The organism is Pseudomonas sp. MWU12-2020 (assembly GCF_023100605.1).
GTDB lineage: Bacteria > Pseudomonadota > Gammaproteobacteria > Pseudomonadales > Pseudomonadaceae > Aquipseudomonas > Aquipseudomonas fluorescens_H.
In genome coordinates, this window is the sequence record NZ_JALMEX010000005.1 from 503,865 (window position 1) to 521,002 (window position 17,138).

General features: G+C 61.3%; 9 protein-coding genes. 3 read left to right on the forward strand and 6 right to left on the reverse strand.

What is annotated here, in order from left to right; all coding sequences use genetic code 11:
• Positions 1 to 80 precede the first annotated feature (80 nt).
• Positions 81 to 7,139: a TcdA/TcdB pore-forming domain-containing protein gene (locus tag M0814_RS15120; RefSeq protein ID WP_103485972.1), complete on the forward strand. Its 7,059-nt coding sequence runs from the start codon at positions 81 to 83 to the stop codon at positions 7,137 to 7,139.
• 59 nt (positions 7,140 to 7,198) lie between these two features.
• On the opposite strand, the gene M0814_RS15125 is transcribed toward M0814_RS15120, so the two are convergent.
• Positions 7,199 to 7,795 (reverse strand): MarC family protein, encoded by a 597-nt coding sequence (locus tag M0814_RS15125; protein WP_003221263.1) that lies wholly within the window; start codon positions 7,793 to 7,795, stop codon positions 7,199 to 7,201.
• A 257-nt stretch (positions 7,796 to 8,052) separates the two neighbouring features.
• Between M0814_RS15125 and M0814_RS15130 the strand changes: the two genes are divergently transcribed.
• Positions 8,053 to 8,844, forward strand: coding sequence for a hypothetical protein (locus tag M0814_RS15130; protein ID WP_103485987.1), 792 nt, complete (start codon positions 8,053 to 8,055; stop codon positions 8,842 to 8,844).
• 57 nt (positions 8,845 to 8,901) lie between these two features.
• Positions 8,902 to 9,627 (forward strand): hypothetical protein, encoded by a 726-nt coding sequence (locus tag M0814_RS15135; protein WP_103485988.1) that lies wholly within the window; start codon positions 8,902 to 8,904, stop codon positions 9,625 to 9,627.
• Between the two features lie 21 nt (positions 9,628 to 9,648).
• Here the strand turns inward: M0814_RS15135 and M0814_RS15140 are convergent, their stop codons facing one another.
• From M0814_RS15140 to dusB, 5 genes are all read right to left on the reverse strand, one after another.
• Positions 9,649 to 12,423 carry a hybrid sensor histidine kinase/response regulator gene (locus M0814_RS15140; protein ID WP_045122274.1) on the reverse strand — a complete coding sequence of 925 codons (2,775 nt, stop codon included), beginning with the start codon at positions 12,421 to 12,423 and terminating at the stop codon, positions 9,649 to 9,651.
• Between the two features lie 99 nt (positions 12,424 to 12,522).
• Complete coding sequence (gene purD / locus M0814_RS15145; RefSeq protein WP_103485973.1) at positions 12,523 to 13,818, reverse strand: phosphoribosylamine--glycine ligase; 1,296 nt, start codon at positions 13,816 to 13,818, stop codon at positions 12,523 to 12,525.
• A 149-nt stretch (positions 13,819 to 13,967) separates the two neighbouring features.
• On the reverse strand, positions 13,968 to 15,575 hold the full coding sequence (gene purH, locus M0814_RS15150; RefSeq protein WP_103485974.1) for a bifunctional phosphoribosylaminoimidazolecarboxamide formyltransferase/IMP cyclohydrolase: 1,608 nt from the start codon (positions 15,573 to 15,575) through the stop codon (positions 13,968 to 13,970).
• Between the two features lie 82 nt (positions 15,576 to 15,657).
• Positions 15,658 to 15,978: a DNA-binding transcriptional regulator Fis gene (fis, locus tag M0814_RS15155; RefSeq protein ID WP_003221275.1), complete on the reverse strand. Its 321-nt coding sequence runs from the start codon at positions 15,976 to 15,978 to the stop codon at positions 15,658 to 15,660.
• Complete coding sequence (gene dusB / locus M0814_RS15160; protein ID WP_003221277.1) at positions 15,975 to 16,985, reverse strand: tRNA dihydrouridine synthase DusB; 1,011 nt, start codon at positions 16,983 to 16,985, stop codon at positions 15,975 to 15,977. Before dusB ends, fis begins: the two co-directional genes overlap by 4 nt.
• Positions 16,986 to 17,138: the final 153 nt, after the last annotated feature.

Genomic DNA, 17,138 nt, shown 5'->3' on the forward strand with positions numbered 1-17,138 from the left:
TATTCGCCAGTGGTTAGTTTGGCGGCCATGGAAAGTGCCAGCAGGCACACATGTCGGCTCAGGGCAAAGGAGAAACTTTCATGCAGGATCAGAGACTTCAAGACGCCAGTGGTTATGTGAATTTCATCAACCTGTTCAAACAGGCGGATCTGGAACAGGCCCTGTTGGCGCACCGCGACAGTGATGCCTGGCAGTCAGTCTGGCGTTATTACTTTGCATGCATTGGTCTGCTCGATTCGCCCCGATTGATCGAACCCCTGGCATTGCTCAAACAATCGCTGGGGCAGTTGCTCGGGCTGTCGCGCGTGCGCCGCGATGCCGACGACGCGCCAGCACGGCCCCAAGACTTATCGCGGATCTACAGCCGCATCGAGGCCTTCGAAACCCGCCTGAAAAACAGCAAGTCCTATGCCAGGAGCGTGGCCACTGAGGTACCGAAAAATCTGCACTTTGTCTGGCTCGGCGGGGGGCTGGGCCCGATACAGCGGGATTATCTCAACGTATGGAAACAGGTCTTGAGCGGGCAGGGCTATCGCCTGCATCTGTGGTACGACAGTGACGCGTTGCTGGCCTGGCAAACCGACAGATTGATCGTTGAGGCCGCCAAGGCTGACGCCATGCAACAGGGTGGCAATCACAGCATTTCCGCAGCGGCTCTGGGCACGTTGTACGAAGAACGCGTGATCGTTCTCAAGCAACAGATGTTCATGCACATCCAGGCCGCGCTGGAGCAGGGGCTGTCAGCGGATGAAGCGCGGGTCGACCTGTTGGCCCGGGCCTACGGCCAGGACGCCGCAGATCTGGAGACGCGGATCGAACAAAACCGTCGCAGTCTGCTGGATCTCGCGGGCGGCGATCTGCAGTTGCGCGACCTGCATGACCTCGACACGCCACTGCAATTGCAGACGATCTACGAGCGCGAGACCCGGTTGCGCGGCAATCTGGCCGCCGCCTCTGATGTGGTGCGGGTCGAGGCCTTGTATAACGAGGGCGGCGCCTATGCCGATGTCGACAATCTGCCGCCGCTGGCCCGGCGCCTGGGGGGCGTCGACATCAGTGGGTTCGGCGGCGATGCGCGTCTGGGCGTCCTGCAACTGTTGCTTGATCACAACCCGCACTGGATGCCTGGACGGCAGACCCGGCGTAACACCTACACCGACTACCTGGACCGCATACCCGCCGAGCATCGCCCCGCGCTTGAGGCCTTTGCCCGGCAACAGCCCGCGCTGAACGAAGTGTTCCAGGCCCCGGCGCAGCTGCTGGCGCGGCCACAGGCCTTGCGAGCCGTTGCCGTACAGAACACGTTGAGCAACTCATTCCTGACGGCCCATGCGCAAGCGCCGATGCTTAGCAGTGTGATCGAGCGGTTTCGGTTCAACTATGAGTCGATCGACGAAACGGCCCGCCTTGCTGCCAAGCGCGGCGTCGCCTTGAGCGATTTTGACGGCATGACCGGGCTGGCGCGCGAAGTGCTCGAGCAGGCCTTCGGCCCTCTGGCCGAACTGTCGATGACCGAAGACGTGGCGGCCAGCTTTCTGATGCTGGCCATCGCGGGCTACTTCAGTGACGGCATCCGCCCGCAGAGCGAGGGGACGATTTATCTGACCGGACCGGCGGCGATGCGCGATGGCATGGCCGATTACGAACGGCAGCACTTTGTCCCGCGAGAAGCGGAAACCCTGCGCCTGGAGGCGGCCATCGAGCCGCTCTGGATAATCAACGACAAGACCGAGGAAGAACAGGATCACTCCTGGAAAGACAACGCCAACGACGATGAACAATGGGTTGTCGACGAGCAGCAACGCTGGCGGCAAGGGCAATACAGCGCGCGCTACAACGGTGATGTGGCGGCCCTGCTGAAACAGCAGACCGTGCTGTTTGAAGAGGGATGGCCGGTCATCGAAGGCCGACCGGTGTTGTTGACGGATGTTCTGCAACGGATGATCGACAGGCTCGGCGAACCGTTCGTGGCCGCAATGCGCCGAGGCCATAATGGCGCGCTGGATTTTCCTGCGGGCCCGGGGCTCGATTTCGCCGACCGCCAGGCCATCAAGGCGCAGCCTGCAATGCTGCAAGCGCCGGTGGCGCTGAGCGACGAGCGGGTTCAGGGGCTGGCGCTGGATGAATTGCTGAGCAGTATCGCCGAAGGCTCGCTGCAGTTTTTCCAGGTCAGTGCCTTGCAGCGGGTGCTGTTGGGGCAACTGTTGGGCGCGGGCTCACTGGACAATCAAAGCTTCATGGCGGTCGCTGCCGAACTCGACAACCTGGCCAACCGTGTTGCCGAAGTGGGGGCGTCGGTGCGCTATGCGGCCATCGAGCGTCATCTTTATCAACAGCGGGCGACGGCGTTCATGGCCGGTCTGGCCAGTCATGTCGATCAGCCGATGCTGTCGTCGGATAGCGCGCTGACGCTGAAGCGCGCGGCGCTGTCGCAGGCTCACACGCTGTTGCAGTGGGGGCGGCATGTCGGGCATATCCAGGAAGTGGCCACTCGCGAGCATCGTGAGCAGGTGATCCTGCGATTGGGGCAGGTGCTGGGGCAAATCGAGGCCAGCGACATCAAGCTGGTGCCTCAGGATCTGTTGCTCAAGGGCCCGGGTGATCCCGGTGGCCGCTGTTACCCGCTTGCGCTGATCATGAGTGCTGCGCTGGAGCACGGTGTTGCCGCATCGCGGCGCTTGCGCGAGCGTTTTTTCCTGGCGACTGTCGAGCCGCACCAGAGCGATTCGAAGGTGTTCCTGGAGGCGCTCGAGGAGTTGCAAAGCGTGCAATTGCACGACATCGGCCAGCCCCTGGGGCGTGTCGATCTGCAGCAGCTCGGCAGCACCCTTGAAGCCTACGGCAGCTCGCGCACGCTGATGCTCAACTCGGACAATCACGCCATGCTGCTGGCGAAAACCTTCGACGGCGAACGCATCACTTATCACTTCTACGATCCCAACTTCGGCGTGTTCGAGTTCAGTGATCCGGCCTTGTTCCGGCGGGCGCTGACCGACCTGTTTCTGAAGCAAGGCCTGGCGAAATACTATGCGGCCTATGGTGACGAGGCGCGCCCGACGTTTGATCTGATCGAGTTGCACGGGCAAAAGATCTCGGCTCTGCAGCTGTCCGCTGGCTTTCGCGTCGGGCAATTGCTGGCGTCCGACAGTGTGCTGCCGGAGCATTCAGGTGGACGGATTCGCCAGCGCCTGAACAGTGCGCGCGGCCAGTCGCTGGTCAGCAATCCGCCTCTGGGGCGCAGTCTGCGCGATCTGGACAGTCATTGGTGGGGACAGCAGATCGCCCACACGACCGACGCCTTGCAGGCGCTGCACAGCTTGGCAAAACCGCTGGTGCCGCTGTTCGAAACCCTTGAGATAACTGCGGATGGCAAATACCGGATCAACCTGATCGACCCGGTGCAGAGCGAGCAGGTGGTGCAGGTGGTCAGCACCGATCATCGTCTGCTGCGGATCAGGCGTTATCTGTCCGAGCAGTTCGTGACCCTCGGCACCCGGCCCGCGCCGGAGTTGATCGAGGCCGGCGCCGTGCACACCCTCAATAGTGGGTTCACGATCCAGGCATTGATGAACGCCTTGCGCGGTCGCGAGGGCGACGGCCGCACATTGACCACTGCCGTGCGGCTGCACGCGTACGTCAATTACGCGCAGTTGGCGCACGGCAATGTCGCGGATGTCGCGGCTCTGATCGCTCTGGTCAGAACCGCGCTCAAGGAGGAGAAGGTCATTGCCCGCACCTGCGCACCGGTGGTTGGCGAGGCGCTGGGGCATGTCGCCAACGAAGGGGTGGGAGCGGTGCTGGGGCTGGCGAATGTCGGCTTCGACATCTATCAATTGGCGGCGGCGGACAACGAGCTCGAGCGGGCGCAGTTTGGCACGCAACTGGCATTCGACTCCGCCAGTCTGGCATTGACCGCTGGTGGTCTGGGTGCGGCCACTGCGGGTGCGGCGACGGCCGCTGCCGTGCTCGGCGGCGCCGGGGTGATTCTCGGTGGACTGGCCGTGGGCGTCGCGGCCCTGGCCCAGGGCTTTGCCAGAATTGCGCAACAGGCGCAGGACGTCGGGCTGTTTTTCGACGATCTGGAGCGGGCCTATCGCGGTGTTGGATATCGCCATGATGCTGCGCAGGGGGGCTGGGTCGTGCACCCTGCGCTGATCGTGCAACGCCTCGATTTCAGCCGCGCCAGCCTGCTGCTCGGCAGCCCGAAGGTGTATCGGTTGCGCGACCATTTCGGGGTGCCGGATTTCAATCCGGATGAGCAACAGGCGCTCGATCTGCGCCGCGAACTGGGGCTTCCCGGTCACCTCAATGTCGAGCTGCCGGGTGGGCAACTGGTCGTCCTGCCGTGTACGCCGATCAAGTTCTACGGCTACGAATACAAGGCCTTGCCGTTCTCGAGTCTGCGCCACGACACGGGCTTCGATACCGCTCGCAGGCTGGAAAAAAAGGATAAGGACGGCCAGTGGAAATTCCTCTTTTCGTTCTACTCCTTTCCCACCCACTACATCGTGAATCGCCTGGCACCGTCGTATCGGCCAACGGTGATCGAGGTGCAACTGGACGCCCGCGAGCGTGCGCTGGCAGTGCCGATGGTCCCGACAGCCTGGCACGATCTCCTGACTTACCGGATTGAAGGAGCAGGCGCTGCGTGCTCGCTGATCTTCAATCGCGGCGTCAGTATCGAGTTGCAGGCGCCCAGCCTGCAGCTGTGCCAGTGGAGCCTGGTGGCAACCTGGGCGACCGAGGCGGATGTGCAGGTCGAAGTCGGTGGGGGGCTTTCTGTCGGCGGCGTCAAGGTGACGTTCACCGGCAGGGGGCGCCACGAGGTCATGCTTCAGCTGACAGGGCGCCAACGGTTCAAGGTCAATCGCGCTGGCGGGCGACTGGATATTCTCGAGCAGAGCGCACCTTCCGGTGAGAACGAGCAATCGCTGCTTCTGCATTACCAGGGGCTGGCCCGGGAGCATCGGCTGGGGTTGCCCTACACGCCGGTTCAGCATTTCCCGATTCCGTTTGAGCCCGAGGACCAGCCGCGCTATACCACGGCCTGGTACGACGCTGCAGAAAATCGTTTTCTGTACATCCGCAGCGCAGAGGTGCTGGCCGCGGATGAAGCGTTGCTGGCGGTGGTGGTGAATGATTTTGCCTATTTCTACGAAGCGCAGAACTACGACATCTGGCAGGTCGATGCGGTCAGCGGATTGCTCAAATACCGTTACCGCCTGCTGGTGCTGGCCGGTGAATGTCACGTGCGACGAATTGATGCCGATGCCCAAGGCGTGATCCATGTCGAGCAGCAATGGGTCGGCGCTGACGGGAAAGTCACGCAGTTCAACTACCTGATCCATGACGGCCGGTTGCAGCTGGTGGCGGTGCTCCACGAGCTGGACCGGGAGCTGGGTCGCCAGGTGTTTGCCCAGCCGATCCTCGTGCAGTGGTCGGTGGTGTTTGGCGAGTATGGGGTGCTATCGCCGGTGCCCGAGCGTGCCGGGGTCACCACGGTCGACTGGCAACCGGCGGATTACGTGTCCGTCTGCTGGCTGTTCGATGCGCACAAGCGTGACCTGGTGTGGATCCGCAGTCGTGACCGCTTGTGCATTCATCCCTATGCCCCGTATCCGCACACCCGGGGCTGGGCCGATTCGATCAGGCAGCTCGGCGACCTGGTGCTCCTGCCGCTCAGCGATGAACACGATCTGTTTTGCATTTACGACCGGCTGGCGCAGAAGTTGTGCCGGGTGCAACGGACCACGTCCGCCGGCAGCGAACGCTGGCCGGCGCAGTGGACGCATCAGTGGGTGCAGCCCGCCGGGCTCAAGGACGTAGTGGCGGTTGAGGGTGGGTACCTGGCGCTGACCGACGACGGGCTGTTTTTCAACCTGAGCGCCCAGGGTGAAGCGTTGCTTGGGGGCACTACTGAGCGTTGGCTCAGGGATCGGGCGCAGTGGTGGCAGGCACTGCAAGCGCTGGCGACGCAGTATCCGATCAACAGTTTTGCCATCCTCGGTGTGCGCAGTGCCGGCGGTGAGCGCAGCCTGTGTGCCTGGACTGTGGACAACCGCTTGCTGTTGTGCGATCCGGGCCACGAGCGCGAGATGCGCCTGCTCGGTATCACCCCGGACAATCAGGCAGCGTGGCTATTCGACGTTGCCAGCGGCGCGATCTGCAGGCAGGTGTTCTTTGACCATCTGCTGCTTGAGCAGGCCTTCGGCAGCGGTGCACAACTGTTGTCGGCCGACCTGCTGCCGGCACCGCAGGCCGAGTGGGACGACTGGCGATTCAGCCGTGTGACCGGTGATGGCGGCGGGCTGCGCGGGACTGCGGTCAACGGCGTGTCACTCCTGTTGCGGTCTGAGGAAGCGGAGCGAATCATTGGCGTCGAACAGCGCTGGGTCCGCGAGCACGGCGAACAATGGCTGGCTGCACTGCAGGGCTTGCTCGAGACCGCCGAACATGAGCCGTTCATCGCCGTGGAATCCGGCTCCGGCAGCCTGCAATGGTACGACGTGGCGAATGCGCGGTTGATCCGCGTGGCGGACCAGAATCTGCCACAGGATTGCGAATTGCTCGGCACTCGCCACCGCCATGTGTTGTTGCACGAGCGCCAGGCGCAACGGGTGGTTGTCTACCCTGGCCACCAGAGTATCGGCCCTTTCGAGTATGTGCAGCGTGACGCCGAGGTCCTGGTGGTCGAGGCGCAGAACAAGGTCGAGGACCTGTTGCCGCTGATTGCCGATGACGTGCGCTGCCTGGTTCTGCGCTTGGGGCAGGGTGATGTGACCTGTCACCTGTCGAAGGCCTGCTGGTTGCGTCTGGATTCGGTGATCGTCGATTGCCGCCACCGTCTGGGCGAGGTGCCGGCGATTCCCGGCAAGTTGATCTGGCAGCTGGATGCGCCGCAGCAACTGCAACTGTCGCAGGTCGGGGAGCATTTGCTCATCGTCGACCCGGACCGCCAGCACAGCCTGATCCTGCGTGATGTGTGTTCGAGTGATCCGGCGATGCGTGGCGAGGTGTTCCTCGGATTCGAGGGCGGTCGCTCCTATCCGGTGTCGAGCCTGGTGCAGTGGTTGCGTGACCGCGCAGACGCCGACGGCAGTGTCACGCTTGAACGATTGCTCGACGCCGTGCCGGCGTGACGCACGGCTGTAACTGAAAAGGCCTGCGCAGCTCACTGCGCAGGCCTTTTTACCGATCTTCAGGAAACCAGGTAACCCTTTACCCCGGTGAAGATGATCTGCGCCGCCAGCGCGCAGACGAACAGTCCCATCAGGCGGCTGACGATCTGCAAGCCTTGATCGCCGAGGATGCGTTCGATGTGATTGGACAGGTACAGCACTACCCCGACGGTGAAGCTGGCCAGGGTAATGCTCATGATCGCGGTCAGTTTGTCGTCCCAGTGCGGCTGGCTGACGCCCATCACCAGCAGGGCGCCGATGGTGCCCGGGCCGACCGTCAACGGAATGGTCAGCGGGACGATGGTCACATCCTGCTGCACGTTGTCACTTTGCACCACCGGTTTGCCCTGAGCCATGCCCAGCGCCGAGATGAACAGCACGCTGCCGGCACCGATGCGGAACGCGTCCGCAGTGATCCCGAACACGTCGAAAATCACCCGTCCGAACAGATACAGCAGGACGCTGGAGACCAGCGTGGCAATCGCCACTTTCCAGGCCAGGCGCCGCTGTTCCTTGCGCGAGTAGCCACGGGTCAGGCTGATGAAGCAGGACAACACGAAGAACGGGCTGTAGAGCACCAGCATCTTCAGGTAAACACTGAATAACACGTGGAGCATGAGGGCGGCTCGCATCCGGAGAGAGGTGGCAGCGAGTCTATCAGTCGCTTAGTTGCTTGTGTGCGCAGAAGATGCTGCGCACGGCAGTTCATTTTTTTCGGACTTTATTTTGATTGTTGTGTTGTTCTTTTTTGTTAGTTGTTTTTGTTGTTTGGATATGATGTTACAGAATCGGGTTTGTGGTTGTATGTTTGTTTGGTTATTGTTTGGTCGCAAGTTCAAGAGGAACTTGTCTGATGATTAATAAGGATTTTATTGTGCATAATCAAGCTGTTCGCGAAAGTTATATTGCTTCTTGTGTTAAAGCGATTGAAGAGTGTGAGATCGACGACCAGTTGGTTATTCGTCCTCACGCCCTGATGGGTATAGGGGACGACGTAGAAGCACCGTCCAAGGGGGCTGTTGTAGGTGAAGGGACGATGGGCTTTGTGGGCAAGATGAGTCTCCAAAACCAACGTGATGCGGCAAACGCTTTCCTCTTCGCGACGCTCGCAGCAAACAAACAGTACCCGGCCGAAGAGCAGGGTAAAGAGTGGTATCTGCGCTTTCGCGAGGTGATGACCCAGGCAGGCTGGACACCTGTCAGAAAGTATTACAGCAACCTGGATGTCGAGGGCACCAGCGTGCGTATGGACAAACTGGTACTGGAAATCCTCGGTTCCGTGGTTGCCGGCGCTGCGCTGCCAGGCCCGGCCAGTGCATTGATGCTCAAGGTGGCGGGAGATGCGATCTCTGCCCTGCAGAAGCGTGATACTGCCGCACTGACGGCTTATGAGCGCAATCTGCTGCAACACGGTGTTGGCGGAATCTCCGCAGGTGCATGTGTTGAAGTCGATGGCGAATCGATCATGGCCCTCGGCACCGTGCGTTTCCAGCGCAGGAATACTTCTACCAAAGTGCTGTTCGTCGACGTCGATGTGCGTAATGTGAACCTGTATCGAGGCGAAACGGTATTTGTCAAAAACACATTAAAAGCGGACTCGGTTCGTGAAACTATTAAAAATAAACTCATCGTTCACAGTGAAAAGATTGTCGATATTGAAATTTGATTGATCAAAAAAAGGCAGCCGGTTTCGGCTGCCTTTTTTGTTATCGGGAGCAATGATATGAATGACGAATATTCAGTATTGATTGTTGGCGGCGCCGTTGTGCTGGTTCCGGTAACGGAGGAGCTGGCGCCCTATGACGATTTGATCGAGTGCCTGTTGCTGGCGCAATTGGCGGCCAATAAAAAAATCGAAAAGACGGCGGAGATCGACTGGTATGGCGCGTATGTGCAGTTGCTGGATAACTATTGGCTGCGCCACTCCAGAGCTCGACGGCAATGGTCCATCGGAAAGGATAACGTCGAGTCGCTTGGTGATTGGGTCCTCACCGCGATGTTCAGCGACGCTGTGGATAACAGTGGCGCTGCATCTGTAGCGCTGCGACGTCTGGCAGGCCTGTCCGGCACCGAGCCGGCCATGGGTTTGCTGCGCAGGCACATCCAGAAGAGCATCCTGGCGTCCGAGTCCGGAGATGGGCTTGCGTCCGCCACGGCTGTGCGCCTGCTGGTGGTCGTCGCGAACACGCCGACCTCCTTGACCAGTGTCTATCTTGAGCTTGCGACTGATCGGGTGCTTGGCGACAACCCCCTGGCCGAGCTGTTTCAGGCCGAGGATGTGCGCGGCGACGTGTGCATGCGTTACGCCGGTGCCTACTTGTCTGAGACCCTCTATGCTCCGGCACGCGCCGCCGTTGCCCTGAAAATCAGGGACAGGTTGAAGGACAACGTTGTGCGGTTGACGTTGCCCGACGAAGGGGCAGTCAGGCAGCTTTGCGCAGCCGATTGAGGCGCAACCGGGCAGGCCTGCTCAGAAGGTCGAGGCCGTGCGGTTCTGCTGATCGCGCTGGGCGACCCAATGTTCGATCAGCTCGCGCAGTTGCGACAGCTCCACCGGTTTGGCCATGTGCCCGTCCATCCCGGCCTGACGCGCACGTTCCTTGTGTTCGGCGAGGATGTGCGCGGTCAGCGCAACGATTGGCGTGCGGATGCGCTGATTGCTGACTTCCCACGCACGCAGTTGCTGGGTTGCCGAGAAGCCATCGAGGATCGGCATTTCGCAGTCCATCAACACCAGGTCGTAACGCTGGGCCTTCATCGCTTGCAGGGCTTCTTCGCCGTTGCTGGCGGTGTCCGGTTGCAGGTTGAGTTTGCCGAGCATGCCGCGAATCACTTTGGTGGAAATGGTGTTGTCTTCGGCGACCAGAATGCGGAAATCGCTCGGCACCTTGGCTGCTGTGGCGGGAGTGACCACTTGCGGCTGGAACACCACCTGACCCTTGTTGCGCTGGTTCAACTCGTCAGCCAGCGTGGTCTTGAGCGTATAGCCGGCCACCGGTTTGGCGAGGATGCGCTTGATCCCCGAGTTGCGCGCGATGATCTTGCTCGGCGCATTGCTGATGCCGGTGAGCATGATCAACAGAATGTCGTGGTTGAGGCTCGGGTCTTCCTTGATCTTGGCCGCCAGTTGCATGCCGGTCATGCCGGGCATGTTCTGGTCCAGCAGCACCACATCGAAGTAGTCACGCAGGTGCGCCTTGGTGCGCAGCAGCGCCAGCGCTTCCTTGCCCGACGGCACGGCGCTGACGTTCAGGCCCCAGGCACTGCATTGCTGCACCAGCACCTTGCGGCAGGTGTCGTTGTCGTCCACCACCAGTACCCGCGCACCTTGCAGCGGGCCGTCGAGGTCGGAGGTCGGGTGTTCGAGGCGATCCGGGTCCAGCGGCAGAGTCAGCCACAGCGTGCTGCCCTGATTGGCGCCGCTCTTGATGCCGAACTCGCCGTGCATCAGGCGAATCAGCTGTCGCGCGATCACCAGCCCGAGGTTGCCGCCCAGACGGTTGGCGGAGAGGAAATGCTTGCTGTGCAGTTCGGCGTGCAGCAGCGCCTCGCGCTCTTCCGGCTCCATCGGCTGGCCGCTGTCCTGCACGGCGATGCGCAGGCGCGGTTTGACACTGCGCTCGTCGAGGGCAACGACGATCAGCACTTCGCCTTCGTCGGTTTTCTTCAGGGCGTTTTCCAGCAGGCTCAGCAACGTCTGGCGCAAGCGGGTCGGATCGCCGCTGATCACCCGCGGCACCTGCGGCTGGATGAAACTGATCAGCTCGACGTTCTGCTGTTCGGCCTTGGCCCGGTAGATGCTCAGGCAATCGTCGATCAGCGCGTTGAGGTCGAACTGCACGTCGTCCAGCTCGATCTGCCCGGATTCGAGCTTGGAGATGTCGAGGATCTCGTTGATCAGCGTCAGCAGTTCGTTGCCGGCGCTGTGGATGGTTTGCACGTAGTCGCGTTGCTTGACCGACAGCGGCGTGCCCAGCAACAGCTCGGTCATGCCCAGTACGCCATTCATCGGGGTGCGAATTTCGTGGCTGATCTTGGCGAGGAATTCGGCCTTGGCGTTGATCTCGGCGTTGCTCGCGGCGAGGTCGCGGCTGATGCTGAAACGGCTTTCGGTGATGCTGCGCTGACGTTCACCCAAGGCGATGCTCATCAGCAGGCCACTGATGCAGATAAACGCCATCAGGGTCATGATCAGGCCTTGCGGCGACACCAGGGTCAGCCCCAGCAACGCCGGCAGAATGATCAGCGTGCCGATGTTGAACACCACCATCCCGGCAACGAACAGCCGCGCCGGACGGTAGCCCTTCTGCCAGTGATAGAAGCCGACCAGCAACATGCTCAGACCGGCCAGGGCCACCAGCGCGTAAGTGATGATGTTCAGCGGCAGGGTGTTGACGAACAACAGCAGCAGGCTGCAGATCACGATGAACAGAATGTCGCCCAGCAACAGTTTGTTCAGCGGGTGCGGGCCGAGCGGGGCGAAGAAACGCAGGGCGAACATCAGCCCGGCCGGGGCGGTCAGCAGCAGGGCCAGATACGCGCCCGGGGTCTGGATCGCGTGCCAGTTCGGCAGCCACGGGCCGGCGAGGTTGAGCAACAGCAACAGGCTCAGGCCCAGCAGGCCTTCGCAGACCGCCAGCCACAGGCTGCTGCGCGAACGGGAGTAGGCGTAGCGCACGAGGTTGTGCAGCAGCAACATGCCGAGGCAGCCGAACAGCAGACCGAAGATCAGCGTCTGGTTCTGGTTGGCAGCACTCAGCACCGCCGATTGCAGGGCGATGTGCGGGCGTAGCTGATGGTCGGAAACCATCCGCAGATAGACGTCGAGGGACTTGTCGCTTTGCGGCAGCGGCAGCAGGAAATCGCTGCTGGGCAGTGGCCGTTCGACCTGTGGCTGATGGGTGCCGGAGGTGCGTTGCTCGATCAGCTTGTCGCCGTCCAGCACGTAAAGGCTGAGGTTGGACAGGTCGGGGGCGAAGATTCGCAGCACTTGCTCGTGCTTGCCCGGCGCCAGTTTGAAGCGCAGCCACAGTGCGCCATCGGGCTCGGCCGCCGTGAGGCGATCAAGTTCGATAGGGCTGAATTGATTGGTGTAGCGAGCCGAGCGGATGTCGCTCAGTTGCAGATTGCCCTGATCGTCAAGCAATACCGACCAGCCACTGCCTTGCGCGGCCTGGGCCGGAAGCATGCAGAGCAAGGTCAGCAGCGTGACGGTGAAGCTTATGGCAATCCTGAGCCAGCGCACGGCGAAATCCCTTCGTAGGTTGATGCCAGAATATAACGATGCGCGGCGGCGGAACAGCCCGGCGAGGGACTGCATCCCGCGCCGGACTTGAAGGACAGCTTATTCCTGGGTTTCGCCACGTTCACGGGCAATGGCGCGGTAGCCAATGTCCTTGCGGTAGAAGCAGCCTGCCCAGTCGATGGCGGCGGCCAGCTTGTAGGCTTGCTGCTGCGCTTCGCTGACGCTGGCGCCCATGGCGGTGGCGCAGAGTACGCGACCACCGGCCGTCACCACGTTGCCATCTTTGAGCGCAGTCCCGGCGTGGAAGACTTTGCCTTCCAGGCCTGCGGCTGCGTCCAGACCGTTGATCGCCGCACCCTTGGCGTAGTCGCCCGGGTAGCCGCCGGCGGCCAGCACGATGCCGACGCTCGGGCGTGGATCCCACTGTGCTTCAACCTTGTCCAGCGCTTGCGCCAGAGCGGCTTCGACCAGCAGCACCAGGCTCGACTGCAGACGCAGCATCACCGGTTGGGTCTCCGGGTCACCGAAGCGGCAGTTGAATTCGATGACTTTCGGGTTACCGGCCTTGTCGATCATCAGACCGGCGTACAGGAAACCGGTGTAGACGTTGCCTTCTTCTGCCATGCCACGCACGGTCGGCCAGATCACCTGGTCCATCACGCGCTGGTGCACGTCGGCGGTGACCACCGGGGCAGGGGAGTAGGCACCCATGCCGCCAGTGTTCGGGCCGCTGTCACCGTCGCCAACACGTTTGTGGTCCTGGCTGGTGGCCATCGGCAGGACGTTCTTGCCGTCGACCATGACGATGAACGAGGCTTCTTCGCCGTCGAGGAATTCTTCGATCACCACGCGCGAACCGGCGTCGCCGAAGGCGTTGCCGGCGAGCATGTCACGCACGGCGTCTTCGGCTTCGGCCAGGGTCATGGCAACGATCACGCCTTTACCGGCGGCCAGGCCATCGGCCTTGATCACGATCGGTGCGCCTTTTTCACGCAGATAAGCCAGGGCCGGCTCGATCTCGGTGAAGTTCTGGTAGTCGGCGGTCGGGATCTTGTGGCGCGCGAGGAAATCCTTGGTGAAGGCTTTCGAGCCTTCCAGTTGCGCAGCACCGGCGGTCGGACCGAAGCAGTCCAGGCCACGGGAGCGGAACAGATCGACCACGCCAGCCACCAGCGGCACTTCCGGGCCGACGATGGTCAGGGAAACGTTTTTCTCGGCAAAGTCGGCCAGTTGCTCAAGGGCCAGCACGTCGATGGCGACGTTCTCGCACTTGGCTTCAATCGCGGTACCGGCGTTGCCCGGCGCGACGAAAACCTTCTGCACGCGCGGATCCTGAGCCACTTTCCAGGCCAGGGCGTGTTCACGGCCACCGCTGCCAATGATCAAAACATTCATTTCAAAAACCTCAAAAATCTGTCAGGCGCTGCTGGAGCGCTTTATGTGGGAGCGGGCTTGCTCGCGAAAGCGGTGTGTCAGTCGAAACAGTTGTCGCTGACAGATTGCATTCGCGAGCAAGCCCGCTCCCACATTTGTATCGAGTTGAATCAGTGACGGAAGTGGCGCATGCCGGTGAACACCATGGCGATGCCAGCCTCGTCAGCGGCAGCAATCACTTCAGCATCACGCATCGAGCCGCCTGGCTGGATCACCGCAGTGATGCCGACCTTGGCTGCGTTGTCGATGCCGTCGCGGAACGGGAAGAACGCGTCCGAAGCCATCACCGCGCCCTGTACCTGCAGACCGGCGTGTTCAGCCTTGATCGCGGCGATACGTGCGGAGTTTACGCGGCTCATCTGGCCGGCGCCGACACCGATGGTCTGACGGTTCTTCGCGTAGACGATGGCGTTGGATTTGACGAACTTGGCCACTTTCCAGGCAAAGATCAGGTCGTGGATTTCCTGTTCGGTCGGTGCACGCTGAGTCACCACTTTCAAGTCGTCGGCGCCGATCATGCCGATGTCGCGGCTCTGCACCAGCAGGCCACCGTTGACGCGCTTGTAGTCCCAGGCCGGAACGCGATCCGCCGACCACTCGCCGCAGGCCAGCAGGCGCACGTTGGCTTTGGCCGCCACAACAGCGCGAGCTTCTGCGCTGACGCTTGGGGCAATGATCACTTCCACGAACTGACGCTCGACGATCGCCTTGGCGGTCTCGGCATCCAGTTCACGGTTGAAGGCGATGATGCCGCCGAAGGCCGACTCGGTGTCGGTGGCGTAGGCCAGTTCGTAGGCCTGGCGGATGCCGCCCTCTGCGTCCGGGCTCACGGCCACGCCGCACGGGTTGGCGTGCTTGACGATCACGCAGGCCGGCTTGACGAAGCTCTTCACGCATTCCAGCGCGGCGTCGGTGTCAGCCACGTTGTTGTACGACAGCTCTTTGCCTTGCAGTTGGGTCGCGGTGGCGATGCCGACTTCAGCAGGCTTGGCTTCCACGTAGAACGCCGCGCTCTGGTGCGGGTTCTCGCCGTAGCGCATTTCCTGAGCCTTGATGAACTGGCTGTTGAAGGTGCGCGGGAATTCGCTGCGGCCTTCGGTGCTCAGCACGTCGGCAGCCTGATTCACGGTGCCCATGTAGTTGGCGATCATGCCGTCGTAGGCGGCGGTGTGTTCGAAGGCCTTGAGCATCAGGTCGAAGCGCTGAGCGTAGGTCAGGCCACCGGCCTTGAGGTTTTGCAGAACGTTGGTGTAATCGCTGGCATTCACCACGATCGCCACGTCTTTATGGTTTTTCGCTGCCGAACGGACCATGGTCGGGCCGCCGATGTCGATGTTCTCGATAGCGGTCGGCAGGTCGCAGCCTGGCTTGTTGATGGTGGCTTCGAACGGGTACAGGTTGACTGCAACCAGGTCGATCGGCTTGATGCCGTGCTCGTTCATGATCGCGTCGTCGATACCGCGACGACCGAGGATCCCGCCGTGGATTTTCGGGTGCAGGGTTTTCACCCGACCGTCCATCATTTCCGCGAAACCGGTGTAATCCGCGACTTCCACTGCGGCAACACCGTTGTCGCGCAGCAGCTTGAACGTTCCGCCGGTGGAGAGGATCTCGACGCCGAGGGCTTCAAGCTCCTTGGCGAATTCGAGGATCCCGGTCTTGTCGGAAACGCTGATCAAGGCGCGGCGGATCGGCAGGCGGGTAGTCTGGTCGGTCATCTCAATTTCCATCAAAAGCAAAGGAAGTCAGCAAAAAAGGCGACCGGTTTTACGCGGGCGCCTTTCTGGTTTGATTGAATGCTTACAGCAGATCGTACTGCTTGAGTTTCTTGCGCAGTGTGCCGCGGTTGAGTCCCAGCAGCTCACTGGCCTTGGTCTGGTTGCCCTTGACGTAGTTCATCACGCTTTCGAGCAGGGGAGCCTCGACTTCGGAGAGCACCAGGTTGTACACATCCGTGACGGACGCGCCCTCAAGGTGGGCGAAATAATTGTGCAGCGCCTTCTCGACACTCCCGCGAAGGGTCTGACCTTCTTCGCTCGGGGTATTGAGGTGCTGTTTCAAATTCACGTTGTCGCTCACGGGTGCTGTTCCACTCACTAAAGTCTCGGTCATCATCGTCATGCGGCCACCCCTTCTTCGTCCCCTGTCAGGCTCTTGTAACGCTCGGCGAAAAACTCCCGAACGTTGGCGCATTGTGTTTCCGTACCATCCAAACGATTGAAGTGGGCGCGAAACTCCCTGGCGCCCGGCAAGGTTGCGAGATACCAGCCCACATGCTTGCGGGCAATACGGACACCCATCACATCCCCATAGAAGGCGTGAAGTGCGGCCAGATGCTCCAGCAGGATGCGTTCCACTTCGCTCAGCTCCGGCGCCGGCAATTTCTCGCCGGTACGCAGGAAGTGTTCGATCTCGCGAAAAATCCATGGCCGCCCCTGGGCAGCCCGGCCTATCAGCAGGCCATCGGCACCGGTCGCGTCAAGCACGTAACGGGCCTTTTCCGGCGAATCGATATCGCCATTGGCAAACACCGGCATCGACACCGCCTGCTTGATCGCGGCAATCGTGTCGTACTCGGCTTCGCCGGTGTACAGATCGGCGCGAGTGCGGCCATGCACTGCCAGCGCGGTGATCCCGGCCTGCTCGGCGATCTTCGCCACGGTCAGGCCGTTCTTGTTGTCGCGATCCCATCCGGTGCGGATCTTCAGGGTCACCGGCACATCCACTGCAGCGACCACGGCCTGCAGGATCTCGGTAACCAGTGCTTCGTCTTTCAATAGCGCGGAGCCGGCGGCCTTGTTGCAGACCTTCTTTGCCGGGCAACCCATGTTGATATCAATAATCTGTGCGCCCAGTTCGACGTTGGCCCGTGCCGCATCCGCCAGCATCTGCGCATCGCCACCGGCAATCTGCACCGAGCGTGGCTCGGGATCGCCTTCGTGGATCATGCGCATGCGCGACTTGCGGGTGTTCCACAGGCTCATGTCACTGGTGACCATTTCCGAGACTACAAGCCCTGCGCCCAGACGCTTGCACAGCTGACGAAAGGGCTGGTCGGTGACGCCCGCCATCGGGGCGAGAATCAAACCGTTCTGCAATGTATATGGGCCGATGCGTACCGCCGACATAGGACTTCCCTGAAGTGGGGCCGGATCATGAGAGTTCGAAAAAGGGTTGGCATGATACCCGCTCTCGATGACTGGATAAAGGCTGAATTGAACAAAATCTGAACAGTTATTCTGTTATTGCCAGCGGTTTGGTTGCCGCGGACGAAGTCAGAA

Bases quoted from the DNA above. Each gene is read 5' to 3' on its own strand.
- M0814_RS15120 (WP_103485972.1), top strand. From the start codon at position 81: ATGCAGGATCAGAGACTTCAAGACGCCAGTGGTTATGTGAATTTCATC.
- M0814_RS15125 (WP_003221263.1), bottom strand. From the start codon at position 7,795: ATGCTCCACGTGTTATTCAGTGTTTACCTGAAGATGCTGGTGCTCTAC.
- M0814_RS15135 (WP_103485988.1), top strand. From the start codon at position 8,902: ATGAATGACGAATATTCAGTATTGATTGTTGGCGGCGCCGTTGTGCTG.
- purD (WP_103485973.1), bottom strand. From the start codon at position 13,818: ATGAATGTTTTGATCATTGGCAGCGGTGGCCGTGAACACGCCCTGGCC.
- purH (WP_103485974.1), bottom strand. From the start codon at position 15,575: ATGACCGACCAGACTACCCGCCTGCCGATCCGCCGCGCCTTGATCAGC.
- fis (WP_003221275.1), bottom strand. From the start codon at position 15,978: ATGACGATGATGACCGAGACTTTAGTGAGTGGAACAGCACCCGTGAGC.
- dusB (WP_003221277.1), bottom strand. From the start codon at position 16,985: ATGTCGGCGGTACGCATCGGCCCATATACATTGCAGAACGGTTTGATT.